This is a genomic window from Microbulbifer maximicatervae (SeqCode) (genome assembly GCF_052467065.1).
Window position 1 is genome coordinate 3,940,096 of the sequence record NZ_CP174299.1, and the last position, 19,383, is coordinate 3,959,478.

The 19,383-nt window shown below is 46.5% G+C and carries 14 protein-coding genes; 9 read left to right on the forward strand and 5 right to left on the reverse strand.

What is annotated here, in order from left to right:
• Window positions 1-16: 16 nt before the first annotated feature.
• Both ACJJI1_RS17460 and ACJJI1_RS17465 read right to left on the reverse strand, forming a co-directional pair.
• Window positions 17-1,624 (reverse strand): acyl-CoA carboxylase subunit beta, encoded by a 1,608-nt coding sequence (locus ACJJI1_RS17460; protein ID WP_444932958.1) that lies wholly within the window; start codon window positions 1,622-1,624, stop codon window positions 17-19.
• Window positions 1,624-2,517: an SDR family oxidoreductase gene (locus ACJJI1_RS17465; protein ID WP_444894137.1), complete on the reverse strand. Its 894-nt coding sequence runs from the start codon at window positions 2,515-2,517 to the stop codon at window positions 1,624-1,626. Before ACJJI1_RS17465 ends, ACJJI1_RS17460 begins: the two co-directional genes overlap by 1 nt.
• Window positions 2,518-2,719: 202 nt before the next feature.
• Between ACJJI1_RS17465 and ACJJI1_RS17470 the strand changes: the two genes are divergently transcribed.
• Together ACJJI1_RS17470 and ACJJI1_RS17475 are read left to right on the forward strand one after the other, a co-directional pair.
• A complete protein-coding gene (locus ACJJI1_RS17470) occupies window positions 2,720-3,364 on the forward strand; it encodes a TetR/AcrR family transcriptional regulator (protein ID WP_444897600.1) in 645 nt (214 codons plus the stop codon).
• Between the two features lie 183 nt (window positions 3,365-3,547).
• Window positions 3,548-6,091 carry a mevalonate kinase gene (locus tag ACJJI1_RS17475; RefSeq protein WP_444957432.1) on the forward strand — a complete coding sequence of 848 codons (2,544 nt, stop codon included), beginning with the start codon at window positions 3,548-3,550 and terminating at the stop codon, window positions 6,089-6,091.
• Here the strand turns inward: ACJJI1_RS17475 and yciH are convergent.
• A complete protein-coding gene (gene yciH, locus ACJJI1_RS17480; protein WP_282933173.1) occupies window positions 6,088-6,411 on the reverse strand; it encodes a stress response translation initiation inhibitor YciH in 324 nt (107 codons plus the stop codon). The genes ACJJI1_RS17475 and yciH overlap by 4 nt on opposite strands.
• A gap of 166 nt (window positions 6,412-6,577) precedes the next feature.
• Here yciH and ACJJI1_RS17485 point away from each other — a divergent pair, with 166 nt between their 5' ends.
• Window positions 6,578-7,411: an ion transporter gene (locus tag ACJJI1_RS17485; RefSeq protein ID WP_444957433.1), complete on the forward strand. Its 834-nt coding sequence runs from the start codon at window positions 6,578-6,580 to the stop codon at window positions 7,409-7,411.
• Between the two features lie 63 nt (window positions 7,412-7,474).
• Here ACJJI1_RS17485 and ACJJI1_RS17490 read toward each other — a convergent pair whose 3' ends face one another.
• The gene (locus tag ACJJI1_RS17490) at window positions 7,475-7,939 is read right to left on the reverse strand and encodes a PaaI family thioesterase (RefSeq protein WP_282933171.1); all 465 of its coding nucleotides are present in this window, start codon (window positions 7,937-7,939) and stop codon (window positions 7,475-7,477) included.
• 110 nt (window positions 7,940-8,049) lie between these two features.
• Between ACJJI1_RS17490 and ACJJI1_RS17495 the strand changes: the two genes are divergently transcribed.
• The 5 genes from ACJJI1_RS17495 to ACJJI1_RS17515 all read left to right on the forward strand — a co-directional run bounded on the left by ACJJI1_RS17495 (window position 8,050) and on the right by ACJJI1_RS17515 (window position 13,399).
• Window positions 8,050-9,192, forward strand: coding sequence for a serine hydrolase domain-containing protein (locus tag ACJJI1_RS17495; RefSeq protein ID WP_444932962.1), 1,143 nt, complete (start codon window positions 8,050-8,052; stop codon window positions 9,190-9,192).
• The gene (locus tag ACJJI1_RS17500) at window positions 9,192-9,419 is read left to right on the forward strand and encodes a SlyX family protein (RefSeq protein ID WP_444894132.1); all 228 of its coding nucleotides are present in this window, start codon (window positions 9,192-9,194) and stop codon (window positions 9,417-9,419) included. The genes ACJJI1_RS17495 and ACJJI1_RS17500 overlap by 1 nt, the downstream gene beginning before the upstream one ends.
• A gap of 616 nt (window positions 9,420-10,035) precedes the next feature.
• Window positions 10,036-10,683, forward strand: coding sequence for a YiaD family glycine zipper/OmpA-like lipoprotein (locus tag ACJJI1_RS17505; RefSeq protein WP_413665482.1), 648 nt, complete (start codon window positions 10,036-10,038; stop codon window positions 10,681-10,683).
• A gap of 780 nt (window positions 10,684-11,463) precedes the next feature.
• Entirely contained in the window at window positions 11,464-11,706 is a 243-nt protein-coding gene (locus ACJJI1_RS17510) for a hypothetical protein (RefSeq protein WP_444957434.1), read from the forward strand.
• A 1,480-nt stretch (window positions 11,707-13,186) separates the two neighbouring features.
• Window positions 13,187-13,399 carry a hypothetical protein gene (locus ACJJI1_RS17515; RefSeq protein ID WP_444957435.1) on the forward strand — a complete coding sequence of 71 codons (213 nt, stop codon included), beginning with the start codon at window positions 13,187-13,189 and terminating at the stop codon, window positions 13,397-13,399.
• 492 nt (window positions 13,400-13,891) lie between these two features.
• Here the strand turns inward: ACJJI1_RS17515 and ACJJI1_RS17520 are convergent.
• A protein-coding gene (locus ACJJI1_RS17520; protein WP_444957436.1) for an IS3 family transposase occupies window positions 13,892-15,054 on the reverse strand; the annotation gives its coding sequence in 2 pieces (ribosomal slippage) (window positions 13,892-14,787 and window positions 14,787-15,054; 1,164 coding nt in all).
• A 505-nt stretch (window positions 15,055-15,559) separates the two neighbouring features.
• Here ACJJI1_RS17520 and ACJJI1_RS17525 point away from each other — a divergent pair.
• Window positions 15,560-19,375 (forward strand): RHS repeat domain-containing protein, encoded by a 3,816-nt coding sequence (locus ACJJI1_RS17525; RefSeq protein ID WP_444957437.1) that lies wholly within the window; start codon window positions 15,560-15,562, stop codon window positions 19,373-19,375.
• Window positions 19,376-19,383 lie beyond the last annotated feature (8 nt).

The following is a 19,383-nucleotide window of genomic DNA, read 5'->3' on the forward strand; positions in this document are numbered from 1 at the left end:
TTGCCCCGGTTTTTCGTTAGAACCTAGCTACGCCAAAGGTATTTTTATTGAGTTTTCTCTGCTCGGCCTCATTGCAAATTTCTAGCAACATGCCTAAAAGTTTGCGTGTATCGCGGGGATCGATAATGCCGTCATCCCAGAGGCGTGCACTGCAGGCGAGAGCATCGGAATTGCCATCCATAAATGCGCTGGTGTCATTTTCCAATTTGTCCAATACAGTCTCATCCACATTGCCACTGCGTTGCATTTTTTGCTCGGTGACGATGCGCATTACCTTGCCGGCCTGGGCTGCGCCCATAACTGCGGTGCGGGAATTGGGCCAGGCAAAAATAAAGCGGGGATCGAATCCGCGACCGCACATGGCGTAGTTGCCGGCCCCGTAGGAACCGCCCACGACAATACTGAGTTTTGGTACGCTGGCATTGGCCACGGCCTGAATCATTTTGGCCCCGTGCTTGATGATGCCGTTGCGCTCCACCTCGGTACCCACCATAAAGCCGGTGGTGTTATGTAAAAACAGCAGTGGCGTGCCACTCTGTTCGCACAACTGAATAAACTGCGCGGCCTTGTTGGCCCCCTTGGGGGTGATCGGGCCGTTATTCCCAATAATTCCTACAGGAAAGCCTTCAATACGAATATGGCCACATACGGTTTGTCGATCGAATTCCGGCTTGAAATCCAGCATGGCAGAGCCGTCGGCTAGACGAGCGAGAATTTCGCGCACGTCGTAGGGCTTTTTACTATCTGCTGGAATCAGGCCGAGCAGGTCGTCGATAGGATGCAATGGGTCTCGGTAGTCTTTTTGTACTGAGCTTTTAATGGGTGAGGGTAGGGTGGCAATAATTTCCCTTGCTATGCGGATACCATCGGCGTCGTTCTCAGCTAAGTAATCGCCACTGCCGGATTCGGTACAGTGCATTTCCGCTCCACCGAGGCTTTCCGCATCGGCAATTTCACCGGTGGCTGCTTTCAGTAGCGGCGGCCCAGCCAGATACATACCGGTTTGCCCGCGTACCATGACCACATAATCTGACAGGCCTGGCTGGTAAGCACCGCCAGCAGTAGCGCCGCCATGTACCACGGTTACTTGCGGAATACCGGCAGCGGACATTCGAGCCTGGTTAGCAAATCCGCGTCCACCGGGAGCGAAAGTGTCGCTGGCATACATCAGGTTGGCACCACCACTTTGTGCCAGGGCGACAATCGGCAAATGATTCTCCAGAGCGATCCTCTGCATTCGCAGGGCTTTATCCATCCCGGCTGGTGAGATGGTGCCACCTTTTACGGCATAGTTATCCACCCGAACCATGCAGCGTTGTCCGCTGACCTGGCCAATGCCACAAATGGCTCCGCCACCCGCACCGGTACCATCCTGGTCGTCAAAAAGTTTATAGCCGGCAAGGGAGCACAACTCTACAAAAGGCGCGCCGGGGTCGAGCAATAAATTAAGGCGCTCCCTTGGCAGCAGCCAGCCCCTGTCACGATAGCGCGCAGCCTTACTTTTCTCTGCCTGTACCGGACGTTGCTCAGCTTCACGAAAATGGTTGATCTGTTCCAGCATGGCAGCTTGGTTGTCATTGAACTCTGCCGAGCGGTTGTCGAGCTGGGAATCAATCGGCTGCATTAGAGCTTGCCCTCCGCTTCCAATTCTTCCACTACCTGCGGCCGGCGTTTGCGATGGAATCCGTTGAAGCGTTTAGAGTTACGGGCCGCCTGTGGCTGCCAAAGGGGAGAGTGATGTTTGAGACTCGAGCCACCATCGATACGCAGCGTTTGTCCGGTGATATAGCTGGCGGCATCGGAAAGCAGGAAGCACACGGCCCCACTAATTTCCGCTTCCTCTCCCAATCGATAGAGGGGAATACTGTCTCGGAAGCCCGGTAATAGCTCGCGCAGGAATTTGGGGTCGTAAGTATCAAAACCGCTGGAGAGAATATAACCTGGCGCCACGGCGTTGACTCGAACCCCAAAAGGCGCCCACTCTAAGGCGGAGGTTTCGGTAATATTTTCCATGCCTGCTCGAGCGGCACCGGAATGGCCCATCATTGGCATACCGCCGGCGTTATCTGCGGTGATATTTACGATACTGCCGCCGTGCTGTTTCATAGATTGAACAAAAACTTCTCGGGACATTAAAAAGCCACCGAGCAGGTTGCTGCGTACAACAGCATCAAAACCTTTTGTGTTGATCTGCTCAAGGGGGGAGGGGAACTGGCCACCGGCATTGTTCACTAATCCGTGAATTTGGCCCCGGGCCTGGACTATTTGCCCCACTGTCTCCTGCACGCCTTCTTCATCGCGGATGTCCAGGCTGAATAAGCTGCACTCGCCAGCATCGTTGTTGATCTCGCCGGCAACCCTTTCCAGCTTGTCCAGTTTGCGCCCGATCAATACTACATGGGCGCCGAGGCTGGCCAGTTCGTGGGCGATGCAGCGTCCAATACCGCTGCCGCCGCCGGTGACGATATAGGTTTGCTCGCTAAAGCTGCCGGAGCGCAGCTGGCTTTGATAGCGCATGAAAGTTTCCTTTTTTACGGCCTTACGGCTTATTCAGTTTTTATTGTTCTTGTCGGCGCTTGCGCCTGCGTGTGGGAAAACGCAGAATAGCTTAACGCTACCAAGCAAGCGCTTGGTATTCAATACTTGGCGCCTATTTGATTAAAAATTCTCAGGGCCGTTAAGATGCTTGACTCAAATTGATCAATACGGGGAGTGGTTCGTGATTGAAAGTGGGCAGGATTTAGTGAGAGTTCCCGAAGAGTTATCGCCGCAGCAGCTGGTAGGTGCTTTGGTGGCAGAGGGAGTGCTAACAGATCCTGAATCTGCCCGTGGACGTTTGCTGAATGCTGCAGCGCGGTTGTTTGAGCAAAAAGGGTTCGCCCGGACAACAGTGCGGGATCTCGCTGCTGAAGTGGGTATTTTGTCTGGCAGTATTTTTCATCATTTCTCTAGTAAGGAGCAGATTCTCTGCGAAGTAATGCGGGAGGTGACGATATTTGCCGGTGCGCGAATGCGAACCGCAGCGGAACAGAGTCGAACACCGCAAGAGAGGCTTCAGGCCTGTATTCAGTGTGAATTAGAGGCTATTCATGGGTTGGCAGTACCGGGTTTTTCTATCCTGGTGGTGGAATGGAGAAGCCTATCCGAAGAGAGTCAGCAGGAGGTTTTACGCCTAAGGGAGGAGTATGAGCAGATATGGCTGGACGCTATTGAGGCCGCCGAGTGTCCCGGTGGTGATCCCGCTCTGGTAAGGCGTTTGCTGGTCGGTGCCTTGAGTCACACATACAGTTGGTATAAGCCGAGAGATAAGGGGTTGTCTATTCCAGACCTGGCGGCGCGTGTTCTAGCGATATTCACTCCCTGAATTCTTCCTAAATTGGCAAAGCGTGCCATAAAAACTGTGAACTTTGCCTTCTTTCCTGCCATTTTTGTTTTTGAACTGGCTTGGTGAGAACTGGTGCGCAACTGATTTTCTCTGAATCTTTTACTCTCCGCGCAAGATGTAATAAATGTGACAATTTGCGTCACTTGGTGACAGGAGAGGGAGATGGCGGGCCAGGATTTGTACCAGGTGGTTTCCACGGGAAGGACACTTCACGCCAAAGAACCGGGTCCGGTTATCCGGGATGTGGCGAAGTTGTTCTCTATCTCGGAGCCCCAGGCGCGCAGGCTGCTACTAAAAGGCTGGGTAATTAAAGATCGGTTGGTTTCTGACCAGGCGCTGGAGTTTCGCACCAGTCTGCAGAAAATTGGCCTGCGAGTGGAGGTTTGTCCGGCGGGACGGTTTGATAACCGCGAGTTGATTGCAAAGATAAAAGTCGCCCAGCGGCGCAAGGCCCAGGTCAATGCTGCATCGGTGGATGCGCCGGATAAGGCGCGCGCTGGTACTGACCCTTTTGTTCCTGTTAGCCAGAAAACTCTCGAAGCAGACGAGCCCCAGAAAGTCGTTTCATCCACTCCTGCCGCAGGCAATCCAGCAATAAAGCCGGAAGGCTCCCAGGATTCGGTTGAGTGGTATTTATCTGATGCAGGCCGATTACAGGCTGACAGTGTCACCAGTCAGGGCAAGGCAGTTTGGGGAGTGGTCAAAGCAGTAATCGTGCCTTCAATATTCTGGTTGGTACTGTTCGCTTGTGTTTTCTTCAGTGGATATGCCCTATGGCAAATCCCTATGGCTGTTTGGCAGGGAGAACTTACTTGGGTGGGGGTGTCGCTGAGTATTTTAACCGTACTTCTCGCCCTGCTTGTTGGTCTGCTGTTTGTCTGGCCATTTTTCTGCTTATCCTCCCGTTTGCGAGATTCATCGGAGCCCCGTCAGCTGTTGCCCTCTGAAGGTAAGGAGGCCTTGAAGCTAATTAATTCACTGGTCGATAAGCTGGGGCTGCCAAAGATCAGCCAGGTCTTTGTAAGTGCAGACTCCCATATTCTGTCCCAACCGGGATTTCTCCAGGTTTTTAGGCAGAATTTACCACTTACGGTAGGGCTTGCCAGCGTTGCCTCATTGGACGGAAAGGAGGTCCTGGCACTCGTGGGCCGGGGACTCGCCTTCTATCGCGGCCGTTTGCTCGGCGCACTTGGTTGGTTGACTTACGGCACCGTGCAGCGATTGGAACTGATGCAGTGGGCTTTTGAAAATGAGCGCAGTATTGTTAGCCCGGATAATGCTTCGGGAGCATTGGCCGCGCCTTTTCACCGTATGTTAGTGACTGGTGGATATATTTTGCTCCCTATCTTGCAGCGCCTGGAGGCACTGCATTGCCGCTTAACCGCAGGCAGTGCCGTAATGCTACAGGAGAGGGCTGACGGTGTTGCGGCGCAGATAATAGGTAGTGATGCGTTGGCAGACTTCGCCTGGAAGTGGCACCGGTTAGTGCACGCAGATCTCTTAGTGACAGAAATTAATCGCGAAGCCCAGGCGCTGGGACGCAGTTGTGCAAATATTCCCGATGCCGTCCGCTGGATGCAGGAGAACCTGGATGTTGATACCTGCGATGTGGTTGAGGCTGCTATGACGCAGGCCAGGGACCCCTGGGATATTCAGCAGGCGATCGACAGTGAATGTGTAACGGTATTGATTGAGCGGGAATTTGTGGGGCAGGTTAGATCTGCGATACCCCTGCAATCCATGTTTGTGGACTTTGCCGGGCTGGCAACCGCTGTGACATCTGAAGTTGCAGGCAAAGACTGTGAGATGGTCGAAAACCGACTTTTACTGAGTTCAAGTAAGGAGTCAGAGGAGTCTGCTGAGGTACTGGACGAGTATTTCAATCGCCTGGCGCCCTTGACCCTGATGCCTCTGCGCAGGCCATCCTCTGCGGAAATGCAGGCGCTGGATCTGCAGGGCACTATCGATTGGCTGCGCAGTAAACTGGTGGAGTTGCGTGATTTGCGTGGACGCCGGGAGGACTTGCAGATCAGGGTTTTTACAATGCAGCTGGGAGCGGCGCTGATACGCGGCAAAATCCCTTTTACCGCTGAAGACTTTTGCTTGAAGGGGGCCAGCCTTGCAGGAGCTCAAGAGCAGATCGCTGTTAAGCGCGCTGAACTGGAGGAGTCACACAAGCAATTACAGCAGATTTATGGTGTTTTCTATCAGCGCCTGTGTCTATCCCTGGTAACTATGCCCACGGATCAGCGCCAGACAGCCAGGAACCAGCTGCGCCATTTGGCCGCCTACGATAGCTTGGCACCACATCTGGATCGGCTCGCTGGTTATAGCCACTCGCTGGCAATATTTGCCCAGCACCTATCACCAGAGTTGAATGAAAGGGAACTGCTGCAAAAATATACGGCGCTGTCTTTGCGAGAGATGGATGCCATAGTAGCGGCAGTGGAGAGTTCGGCTCTATTAAAAGAGCAAGGCGTGGCGGCGGCAATAAATTTGAAAGCTCAGGGGGAGCCTTTCAGGCAGCTGCCACAAGGGCGACAGGAAGTGCTGGATTCTCTGCAGGTTATGGAATCGCGTTGCAAACACATTCGCGCTGCGATTCTGGAGCACTATCATATCCAGCTAGCCGCCTTGCTGAGTCAGTGTTTGGAGCGGGAAAAGCAGTTGCAGTTAAAGCCACTGCGACTGCTTAAGGCCGGCTAACCGCCGGCCAGTTTTACCGTGTGGTTGCGAGATTCCAGGAATGTTTTGATCTCAGTACGCTTGTCACCCTGAATCTCAATCACCCCATCTTTGAGAGCGCCACCGCAGCCACAGCGCTTCTTGAGCTCTGCCAGGAGCAGCTTGAGTTCGCTGTCAGTGCCTGGCAGCCCGCGCACGCAAGTCACCCCTTTTCCTTTGCGGCCCTTGGTTTCCCTTTGGATTCGAACTATGCCATCTCCATCACGGCGCTTCTCTGTCTTGGATTCCTCTTTAATTCGACCGAGGTCAGTTGAATAGACGAGACGATTCTCCTTAGCCATGGCTGGGAATACTCCGTTGGTATTTGCTGAAAATGCCGGGAATTGTGCCCGAGGTGCGCAGGATGTTAAAGCCGCTGTAACCGATGTTGAAAATGGGGCGACCCCTGGGGCTTGAGAGGTTAGAATTTTGCCGCAATATGAAACAGCAGCGTAGTTGAGGTGATAGATGGCGTTGACGGGACGTCGCAAACTGCTCAATGAGGTAATTTTCGGAACCGAGACCCGGGCAGGGCGGAATTTTGATGTTTTTTTGATCTGGGCGATCCTGATCAGCGTGGGTTTGGTGCTCCTGGCCTCCATAGGTACGGTGCGCGACCGCTATGAGCACATACTCATCGGTCTGGAATGGGTATTTACTGGTCTCTTCACCATTGAATATATCGCCCGGATATATTGCACGGTGAATCGCCGCAAATATATTTTCAGTTTCTATGGGATTGTGGACCTTCTCGCAATTCTCCCCAGTTACTTGGCACTTCTCTATACTGGCGCCACCTATCTTTTGGTGATTCGCCTGTTGCGGGTGCTGCGGATCTTCCGAATTCTGAAGCTGGTTCGCTACTTACGCGATGCCAATGTCTTGTTGCGAGCCCTCGGGCTGGCCCGGCGCAAAATCCTGGTGTTTTACTCCAGTGTTTTGGTTATGTGCATTATTTTTGGTTCCCTGATGTTTGTCGTGGAGGGGCCAGGCCACGGATTTACCAGTATTCCCACGAGTGTTTACTGGGCCATTGTGACCATCACAACCGTTGGTTATGGCGATATCTCTCCGCAAACGCCTTTGGGACAGGGCATTGCTGCAATGACCATGCTGATTGGTTACTCAATTATTGCAGTGCCTACCGGCATTCTAACGGCGGAATTGGCTGGAGAAATGCATCGGGAGCGAGTGCAACAGCGCTGTGATAACTGCAGCCGTAGTGCCCATGACCCAGATGCGGAATACTGCAAATTCTGTGGCCATCGCCTGGAGGATATGGAAGAGAGCGAAGCGCTGTAAGTTATTCGCACTTTGTCACTGCCGGCCAAAACAGGGCCGGCAGCCATTTATTAGCTTATGGTTTTACCATTCATCAGGGACGCGGACTGCTATGACTTCTGCCTTGGCGCAGAGGCGTCCATTGCTGGTGAGATTGCAGTGCAGAACAGTTTTCTTGGAGGAGCGCTGAACAATAGTGGCTTCGAGAATGACCGGCTTATCGATGGCAGCCGGTGCCAGATAGCTAATATCCAGTTTGCCGGTGGCATACCAGATCTTGTCACCAGTGCCGACAGCTCGTCCGGCTTGCAGGTAGCCATCGGCGATGGCTGTGCATACGGTATGGCAGTCGATAACCGTAGCGATAATTCCACCGTTTAAATATTGAGCAGGTCCGGCATTGTGATGGGAGCTGGGAAGGAACTCGCAGCGGGTTTGATCCTTCTCTGTCCAGTAGCTTTTAATACGCAGGCCCTGGTCATTGTCTGGGCCACAGCCGAAGCAATGATTGCCCTGGATCTGATCTTGAATTGCGCTTTCCTGAGTCATATTTATCCCTCGCTATGAGCGCGCAATACTACCGATTTGCGCCGCAGAGTGGAAGAAACTACCCTTGCGGGCTTGCAACAGAGTTATTCGAATTATCTGGACGTAAATACATGGACATATACGGCTTTTGTGCCCCTGGTTTAGAGGCTCTTTACGATGCTTTTGCCAGAAATTTTCGCGAGTGCGGTGATACAGGAGCGGCCTTTGCCGTGCGCCAGCATGGAGAATTAATCTGTTCCTTATGGGCGGGAAGTGCGGATCGGGGTGCAGAGAGGCCATTTACTGAAGACACATTGGCCAATGTCTTCTCGTCTTCCAAAGGCGTTCTTGCAGTTTTGGCGATGCAGCAAGTTGCCGCAGGCAAACTGGATTTGGATCGCCCGGTAGCGGATTACTGGCCTGAATTTGCCCCAGGCAAAGAAACTGTCACCGCACGCCAATTGCTGTGCCACCGCAGCGGACTTGTCGCTTTCCGTGAGCGAGTAAAAGACAGTTTGATTTACGATTGGCAGGCCGCTTGCGACCAGGTGGCTGGCAGCGAGCCTTGGTGGAAGCCCGGAAGTGCACAGGGTTACGCCCCATTTTTATACGGCTGGAGCTTGGGTGGATTAATTGAAAGGGTTGCCGAAAAACCCTTGTTGGAACTTTATCGGGAATTGCTAGCCAAACCCCTCAATCTTGATGGGGGCTTTGGGGCAAACGGACACCTCTCGCAGAGAATTGCCGATGTCAGCCCGCTGAAACAACCCTTACCAGAGCTTCGAGAAAATGCCATTGGCCGCGCCATAAAAGAAGACCGCAAAGGGCCTGTTGCTATGGCATTTAGCAACCCGGTGAGCTTGATGATGGGTACCAATAGCTCCGAGTGGCGCGGTGCTTTAATTCCTGCAGCCAATGGCCACTTTAGTGCGAGAGACCTGGCAGCGGTTTACGGTGAACTCACCTGTGACGAGCCGACTATTTTGCCCAAGCGGTTGATAGATGAAGCGGCAAAGGAGCAGAGTCATGGCCGCGATAAAGTATTGCAGGCTGAGGTGAGTTTTGGTTGTGGTTTTATTCGCAGCAGTTCCGCTGCGGACTTGCGCTTTGGGGGTAGCCAGGGCTTTGGACATCCGGGAGCGGGTGGTAGTGTCGGCTTTGCTGATCCGGAAAGAGGGCTGGGTTTCGGATACGTGACAACTCGTTTGGGGCAGAGCTTATTTATGGATCGTCGAGCGGTCGGTCTGGTAGATGTTCTTTACGGGTTGTTGTGATGACTGAAGAAATAAAGGCTCTGGTAGAGCGGGTCGATGAACTGGAGAGCCGTTTGGCTTTCCAGGAGGACACTATAAGCCAATTAAATGATGTGATTGCTCGTCAGGATACGGATATTCGCACTCTACTCGCACATATGCGCGAGTTGGGCGAAAAGTATCGGACGATTGCTTTTGAGATGCAGGGGGCCGGCAAGCCGCTGGATGAAAAACCTCCGCATTACTAATTCAGTGGTTACAAAAGGGTTTTTATAGAAGTCCACAGGGGCTGGCATGAAAATCTTTTTTGTTACTAAGTGACAGACATAGAGGTATTCGCTGCCTCTTGGGGGTGACTTTAAAAACAAAAGCGTCTAAAAAAATTGCCTCAGTGGAGCGTGAGGCTATTGACAAACTTTTCCACATACGCAGTTGGTAAAATTTGCCATCAAACAAGAAGATATCCACCGCTATTTGACGTCAAGGCAGATTTCTAACTTGTTGTTTTTAAAAGGAAAACTGAAGAGTTTAAAAAATGTGCAAAACGCTGTAGGCGAGAGTTTACGCCGGCTGGCGCCATGGATAGCTTATTAGTGCACAGTTTTATCCACAGATTTTGTGGAAGACCGGGAAGCTGATCACTTCTTGCTCGCTACTTTGTCCGTCATTGGTACGTAGTTATGAATAGTTAGTACGTAATGGGGACTAGTCAGTAGAACTGACAATAAATTCGCTTTAGTCTATGGAAAATTTCATTGGGTTGGTTCAGCCGCCAGTCAGATAGTGTGTTGAACAATACAGAGATTGCACAAGACATGTGTAGCTCAATACCCGTTACTTAAAAATGCGTTAGGAGAGCCAATAATGAAATATTGGGTAGCAGCCCTGGCACTGGGTTCGATGGTTGGTTGTTCCACATTGGACCCTTACACAGGTGAAAGTAAGACCAGTAATGCCGCCAAGGGGGCTGGAATTGGAGCTGTAACTGGAGCGATCGTTGGTGTCGCTACTGCCAGTAAGAAAGACCGTGGTAAGGGAGCCTTGACTGGTGCCCTGGGTGGCGCGGCGATCGGTGGTGGCATTGGTTACTATATGGATCGTCAGGAAATGTTGTTGCGTCAGCGCCTGGAAGGTACCGGCGTACGTGTTGAGCGTGAAGGTGATAATATTCGCCTGATCATGCCTGGTAACATTACCTTCGGTACTAACCGCGCAGATATTCGTACAGACTTCTATGACACTCTGGAATCGGTCACTGTTGTATTGCAGGAGTTTGATAAAACTGCAATTCGAGTCAGCGGCCATACCGATAGCACTGGTTCAGATGTGTACAACCAGAGCTTGAGCGAACAGCGTGCTAATTCCGTTGCTGGCTTCTTCAGCGGTCAGGGCGTTTCTGCAGGTCGTGTACAGGCTGTAGGTTACGGTGAGCGTTATCCTATTGCCAGCAATGACTCTGAAGCTGGGCGTCAGGCGAATCGCCGAGTTGAGTTGGAACTACTGCCTTTATAACGATCAGGTCAGATAATTTCTACCTTTAGTCGTTCTTTTGTTGATAGTGCCCAGATTGTTCGGTTTGGGCACTACACCCCTTCATAAATTCCCTTTATCATTCTGCTCAACTTCTTAACTATTCCCTTAATCCGCTATTTGTTTGTCCAGACAAAGATTGTCCGATTAAAATTTCAAGCGGTACATGCGCCATCTCATTCCACCTACTCTGGTGAGTGGCTATGATACGCCCTCTATCAACTTCGAAGTGAAGCACCATGAATTAGCGGCAATGGTGTAGCCATGCCAGGGCTTAAAAGGAAAACTTTTAGATCAAGTTTGTCTATACTCGTAATCACAATCTATCCTAAAATTAGTTCCTTTACTGGTGCCATAAATATTTGAACAATTGTACGTCCTATAATCGAGACTTTGTTCCCCTAGGCATCAATTCTTCTGTGGTTGCCCTTTAGCATTTTACTACCAGCCTAATTACTTTCATAAACAAGTTGACGGTATCGTTCTATTGATGCTGATACATTACACAAAATTTAAGATTCGGCCAGCTTTTTATCTTTCCTGGTAGTTTAGGTGATGCGCTAGAACTATCGGCCTTCTTAAGACTACAGTGGCTGCTTTCCGAAGTGGATTTAATCCGGCAAGAAGAAACAGCAATAATTTAATTTTTAAATTTTTACAAATACGAATGAATCTAGTGAAGTGATTTCTCATGATATAATTTAAGCATAGATTAACACCGGAGTTCCCGGCTAGACAGCCCAAGTGTAAAGTCAAGCTCTAGTGGAAAAAGCAGCTTGTAAAGGCTTGAGGTTAGCTATTTTTCAAATCGAACAAATCAAAGCCATCTCTTCGAGCATCACTCAGAATGATATGAAGTCCCGAATAACTCCAAAGGTGCTATTCGAAAGTGCTGATGCTTATGATGACGGCTCGGCAGAAGAAAATGTTAATCGTGGCGAGAAGGGTCTTAGCTTGAGACCGACCAAGAAAAGAACTGGTAATCCCTGTCTCGAAATAGGATAAATTCTGTGCATGTTGCTACTAAAAGAACTTTGTTTATTACGAATATTATGAGGGCTTGATCTACCTATCCCGGTATCTGAAGTGATTGTCGAGTTACTATAGTAGTTTTTGCTATCTTAAAGGCTGCGCGGGCCAAATAGTTGACCGCTACGTCTCCCACCACGGGTAAGCTTCGCGAGCCTGTTTTAGCTCGCCCATGGTTGGCAAGTAAGATGATTTGCTGCTTATCTATCACCTATAAAACAGTTTGAGACCCATGCCGACTTCAACTTTTCCCTCAAGTCATGGGTCGTATTATTATCAATTGAGTCACTGCCTTACAGTCAAAGGTCAATTTGCTAGAAAATGATACAATTGGCTACAACACTGTGGCTATTGATATCAGATATCTTTAAAGTTTAATAAGCTTGGTCAGTCAGAAATCCGAAAACCTTGTACTTACTTTCTTTTTTAGGGCTCCGGAAAAGGGAGTCACCCTCTATGAAAATATAATGCCTTGGATTAAATTTTTAATGATGGATTTGTTAGCTTTAAAGGTATGCAGAACTGCTGCTTTATTTTGTGAATATTTTAAGACTGTAGTGTTAACTCAGATCACTACAATGTACGTGCTCAGCTATGACTCAAGCCGGTAGCAGGATTGACGCGAAAGAAATGTCTGGAAAAATGGGCAATGTACTCTTAAAAAGCGCTCTATTGGGTTGAGGGGAAGACTAAAGAGAATAAACCAACCAAATAGCAACAACAAGATTTGCGGCAAGAAGAAATCAGGCCGACCATACTTTCCTTTAAGTGCTGGCTAGATGAGTAGTATCCGAAATTGCAATCTAATTCTCAGTTGAGAAAGATAATTAATTTGTGTCTGAAAAATATGGGACGGCTAAATGTATTCCTTGTCGATGGTTGATTAAAAATCGAAAACACTATGACTGAACGGTAAATCAATTTCTTTAGAATGTGCGCAAAAACTTCACTTTTCCACTCTTCTTCAATAGCGTTGGAAAATTATTTCGAAAGTTAAGTTTATATGCGCAGCTAAGAATCATGGCCTTGCCCGCAAAGGTATTATTTGGAGGCACTAAAGCTGATTCCTTGCTACTACTCTGGAGTCTCTAGCTTGAAGAGGTTGACCTAGCAGTAGCCGGATGATCTTTGGTGGTTCCAGCAGGAGGGTTTAAATACAGTTATAATTGCCTATTGTTGACAAAGCTATTAAGCATTGCATGACTTTACATTAAACAAAGCATGCCACAAGAATAAGAGGTTGTTCTCTAGAGTATCCTTGAGCTTTGATTATATCAACTAGTGCAAATTGGTCATCGTACATTAAGTAGGTGCTTAACTATTTCCGGACAGAAAGATTAGTTTTTCTTCCGCTTTCTCGGGCGGTTTTCCGTCATTGTGTTGACGGAGCAGAAAGCATCAGATATTTACTGATGTTTTGTCTTGCCATTCTTGATGGATGTGCAATCGAGAGGTAATGTCTATTTACTTATCAGGCTCTGAAGCAGTCTTTCGATCGGTGCAATTTCCCACAGAATCCTACACTGGGTCATTCGCCAATACCGTATCCGTTAGTGGAACTAACTGGTTGCCTCAATCCGAGTGGAGCACAACTTCATCAGGCATTCATCGCTGCTCCCAGGCCATTTCCAGTGTTTCTATTGCCGATGCGGTATCTAGCACATCTTGAGCAAGCTCTGATATAGGTAATATTGCCGCGCCAGACTTGATTTGATTTCTATATATTAAACTGGTGGCTAAGATCATTTGGTATATCTAAGTGCTTCAGGATTGCTCATCCTGAACTGATGAGTGCAAGGTTACTTGTACAGCAAGCCAGCCATTTTCATTAGTCTTTGGGCTTTAAAGCGTTCGACTGATCCCCCCTGATCACCAAGCAAAGCTATGATTGTACGGTCTTCGGTAGAGCTACGACCGCACTTGGGAAGCTTAAAGGCTTTAGAATGAAGTTGAATTCTGAGTACATTAATAGAGTTCTTTTTCCTATATTCATAGTGGCTTGATCGAGGTATTCTAAACGAATATAGACTAGCTCCAAGATAACTGGTGTATCAAAGCGTACGATCCTTCTCGTTGGGCATTAAGATAGCGGATGCCTTTTTTGGTATCTCATTCTTTCGTTCTAGGCGATTGATCCTACCCATCAACAACGGACACACCACTAAGCGACTAGTTGTTCCTCAAACGCCTCAGGGCTGAGATAGCCATTGGCGCTGTGTAAGCGATTTCGATTGTAGTCTATCTCGATATACTCAAATACGGTTTCTCGCATGAGAGACTTTGTAGGAAAGCGGTTACCATGGATTGCTTCTACCTTAAGTGAGTGGAAGAACGTTTCTGCACAAGCGTTATCATAGCAATTACCTTTGGCGCTCATGCTGCACCGCAGATCATAAGCTGTAATTAAAGATTGATAATCTTTAGAGCAATACTGGCTTCCCCTATCAGTATGCACGATAACATTCGTAGGTTTCTTACGTCGCCATAAAGCCATTTGAAGGGCGTCACAGACCAATGTAGCTGTCATCGTTTCTGACATCGCCCAACCAATAACCAACCGACTATATAGGTCTATCACTACAGCCAGATATAACCAACCTTCTTCCGTTCGTAGGTAGGTAATATCCCCAGCCCATTTCTGATTCGGCGCTTCAGCATTGAAGTTCTGCTCGAGCAGATTTGAAGCTACTGGCAGACCATGTTTTGAATAGGTTGTGGCTTTATATCTCCTGCCTGCTTTAGCCCGTAGGCCCTGTCGACGCATGCTGGCAGCAACTGTTTTTTGATTATATTTACTCCCCTCACTGGCCAACTCCTTCGTCAGCCGAGGGGCGCCACTACGTTCTTTACTGGCTATAAAGCGCTGCTGCACCAAGCTATCGAGCTGCATTCGGTACTGCTGGTGCCTGGATTGGCCGGCTGAGCTTGACACCCAATCGTAAAATCCACTGCGAGATATGCCGAATACCCTGGCCATCGCTTTGATGCTGAATTCATGCCTGTCCTTTTGCATGAAGGCGTACCTCATTTCAGGCACTTTGCAAAGTACGCTGCGGCCTTTTTTAAGATCGCCAGCTCCTCTGCCTGCTCAGCCAGCTGCCGCTTAAGTCGAGCATTCTCTGTGGCCAGTTCTCTCTCGGCATCCCCTCGACCCTGATGTAACTTAGCCTTACTTCGCCATCCGTAAATCTGGGAAGGATGCACCCCAAGCTGTTTAGCAGCAACGCTTACCCCAACCTTGAGCGCCAGTGCTAGGGCATCCTTTCTATACTCCTCTGAGTATTGTTTACGAGTGGTTTTGGTTGGTTTATTTGATCTTGTCATAGAGCACCTCTGCTGCGTAGTTTATCGCTTAAGAGAGTGTCCGTCGTTGGTGGGTAGGATCACTTCAAGTTCCTATATTTTCTGTTGCTTATTGGTGGACGCTGTATTTATTGCAGACATCTCCCCGCCACGATCTGCACTCTGTTGCTCCATTCAGCGTTGGATAGCCACTGTACCAACTTCCAGCGATCGGACCGTTTCTGGGATTGATACAGTTACGTAGGCAGCACCTAACCTTAATTTGAGAGGAAGGGAACGATATTGTCTGTTTGTTGAACACCTCTGCAATCAGCGGCAACTTTACCTAGTAAATTGCTATTAGGGTTTAGTTGACCACTATAAAGATCGCCATTCAATAATATATAATCCATGGAACACTAGTCTTTACTGACACTTTTAGAAAAATTGAGGAAATTTTATGAGGTCAAACTTTCTATTTAGGTATGGTATATCTGCTCTCATGTTATGGCTAACCTTTTATAGCCTAAGTCTACAGGCCCAGCCTGTGGGAAGCTTGCAGCCAGTTTCTCTAGATGAGATTTTCATTCCTGATGAACCTAGTATGGATTCTGCGATATCTCCACTTGATGGAAGTGTAATCTTTGGCGAGAGATATGATCCTTTTACAGGGAGAATATCATTTATACAAACCGATATTGACATCCCTGGCAACTTTGATTTACCTGTGCGGATATCTAGAACAAAACTCCCAATACTTGATGGCGTTGCACCGTATGGAGGTGGTATTCAAGATGCTTCTTTCGTTGATTGGAGGTTAGATATACCTATATTAGCGGTAGCGAACTGGGAAAAGTTCTTTAAGTATCATGATTATCCTGTTGGTGTTTCTGAATATAATTTTTTAGGCAATTTCTGCAGCGAACAAAAAAGCGTTCCTTTCGGATATAATTTCCAAGGGACTATTCCATCTATCTATGTTAATGGTCAGCAGAAAGTTTTAAAAACAATATCTGAAGATAATAAAAGTTTATATCCAGATGGGGCAAACTTTGTTACCGATGATCACTGGGTGGCATTTTGTATTCCTATTGATAATAGCAATATGGGTATGAAAATTTTATCCCCTAACGGTGATACATATAATTTTGACACCCTCGCACCTAATTTTAAGTTTATATATGCATCTTCCATTGTTGATGCGCATGGGAATATAGTTGAATATAATAATATATACAAAAAGGCGGGTTCAATTTCTGCCAGTGATGGAAGAATAATTAATATTACTCGTGAAGCTGAGATGGGGCGTGTTACCAAGGTAAGTGCAAATGGTAAAACATGGAATTATGAATATGCAGGTTCTGATGGCGTTTTTATCCCTATAGGTCAGAAAAGATTAAAAAAAGTTATTCGTCCTGATGGTAAATATTATCAATTTCTTGATGAAGGGATTGATAGTATTGATTCAGCTAATGAACTCCCATATTACTGGTATAAAAATATTGGAAAAGAATTTTCTATTTCTTTGATTCATCCTGATGGAGCAAAAGTAGTTTATGAAATGTTTGTTGGGTTTATCAAGACGGATAATGGGGTTGGCGGCCTCGGAGATTATTCCCTTCCAGAAGATGATATAAAATGTTCTGGAACGATTGATTATCGATCTCCAACGTGTGGAATTGAATATTTTGCACAACTCAAGAAAAAAACTGTAGAGCTGGATTCTGGAGTTGAATACGAATGGGTGTATGACTATTTTAGAGACGATACCCATGATATTGTACAAAGTACAATACATGGCCCATCAAATGTTAAAAAATATGAATACTCTATTAATCAGCCGGGTGTAAACTGGGCTATCTCCCCTAAAGATGACAGTGAGTGGCCAAATTTAAACTCGGAATATCTATATGGCTCTTTAATTGAGGAAGGGATTTATAGCTTAGATGGTCAGGCTTTAATAACTAAAAAATATAGCTATTACTATCTACACAATAAAAACCTCCCCTGTGCCCTTTCTTACTACAAGTCTGCTGGAATTATACCAACAGAGCCTTATTCTCCATATTTGTGCGTGACTAATGTTACATTCAATGCACTTGGTGGGGCCAGGTATGATCTATACAAGTCAAACCTGAAGAAGATTGTCACTAATTTGGATGGGACTAATTATATTGAAGAATATTCTAATTATGATGACTATGGTAATTACAGTCTCGTGGAAAGTTATAATTCGTATCACTCTGATCGAATGTATAGAAAGTATAGTTTTCAAAAAAACCTCTTAGATGGAGCATACTTTGTCGGAGTTCTTCAGTCAGTATTCTTATCCCAAAATGGTTTAGAATGGAAGGAGTACTTAAGGTATATTTTTGATGACAAATATGAAATTCAAGACATATATCAATATGGAGGTTTAGTAAGCTCGATAACTGAGCGACATGATAATGGACTTGTTAAGAAAGTGGTGTACGGTGGTGACTCAGAAAGGTGGAGGGTTTTCAAAGATTTTTTTCGAGGGAAACCTAAAGTTTCTGAATTCCCTAATAGATACGATAGCGGTTCATCTAATTGGTATCAAGAGATAAATGGTAATGGAAATCTAAAAAGTACCACTGATGGAAATGGCAATAAAATTAGCTATGATTATGATCTCATGGATAGATTGTCATTGATAGATAAGCAGGCTTCATTTTGGGATGATGAAAGCGCTATTTACCGTTCATCCAAGGATGCTGACCCTATAGAAAAAGGCGTTTCCTTCGTCCAGGAGGTTTCTCGAGGTAGTTATAAAAGAGAAACATTTTATGATCAACTATACCGACCTGTCCTTATTCGCGAAATTGACACGACTGATGTAAGTGGAACTCAAAAATATGTTAGGAGGGAGTTTAATGCGGAAAACAAGGAGGTTTTTGTTTCGTATCCTTCTAAAGAATATGGTGAGCCAGACGGCGTTAAGTATTCATATGATGGATTGGGCCGGATGTTGAAGCGCATGAATACTGCAGATAGTTCAAAAATTACATATAGTTATGAGCCAAAAAATACTTTAATCCTAACCGATCAAAATGGAAATAAGACTAGCACTCAATTTTTGGCATATGGCACTCCTAATAGTTCTATCCCGTTGAATGTTAGCTCCCCTGAAAACTTAAAGACAAACTTTTCGTATAATCTATTTGGGAAAATTGAGTATATTGATCAGGGAGATAATCAAGAAGTGTACTTTTATGATGACCGACAAAGGCTGTGTAAGTCTTATCGGCCAGAGACAAATTGGAGTTATTTTTCATACAATGCTAATAATGAAGTAATAAGAGAGGCTCATGGTGTCGGAGTTGATTCATTATCATGTGATATTTCAGTTGCTCCTGATGAATTGGTGATAAAGCACAAGTATGATAATAGAGGAGATTTGTGGGTATCTGAGTTTGGGGATGGTACAAGTGATGTAGAATACATAAGGGATGATGTTGGAAATCTAACTAATTTAAAGTTCGATGATAGCAGTTGGGCGTACACTTATAACTCTATAAATAAACTAGAAAGTGAAACCTTAAAGGTTGACAATAAGGAGTATGTTCTGGATCCAGAATACGATTCTATGGGGTATATGATCAGCCTTGCTTATCCTTCGGGGCGAAAAGTTGATTTTACAAAAAATTCTTTTGGGCAAACTACGAGGATTGATAAATTAATCTCAAATGTGTCGTATTACCCTTCAGGCGGGCTGGATACGGTCACCTATGTGAATGGTTTGAAATATACTGCTTCACTAAATGAACTTCGTTTGCCATCAGATATTTATATTAACAATGTTTCCGGAGAGCTGGTTTCGGAATTGGCATTCGTTTGGGATAAAAATTCTAATATTAAGCTGATACAAGACTTGAAAAATTCAAAATATACTATCGACATGGTATATGATGGTTTAAATCGGCTTAGGGAGGCTAATGGATATTGGGGGGAAGGTTCAATTGAATATAGTACTGCAGGAAATATAACGTCTAAGTCATTTGGTGACCAGTCACTTAAATATTATTATGATTCGAAAAATAGGCTTGATAAGGTTTCTGGTTCGGAAGCATATAGTTTTAGTTATGACTCCAGGGGTAATGTAGAAAGTAATGGTAGACGCAAATTTATCTATAACTTATTTGATCAATTAGTAATATCTGATGATGTAGAGTTTTCTTATGATGGTCACGGAAGGCGCACAAAAAAAATAGCGAATGGGATGACTACGTTATCATTGTATGGTTTAGACGGTTTGTTATTTTATCAACAAAAACCCAACGGGGACGAGATAGACTATATATATTTGAATGGTCAGTTGATTTCAAGGATTGAGAGTCGCTAAGAGAAGAG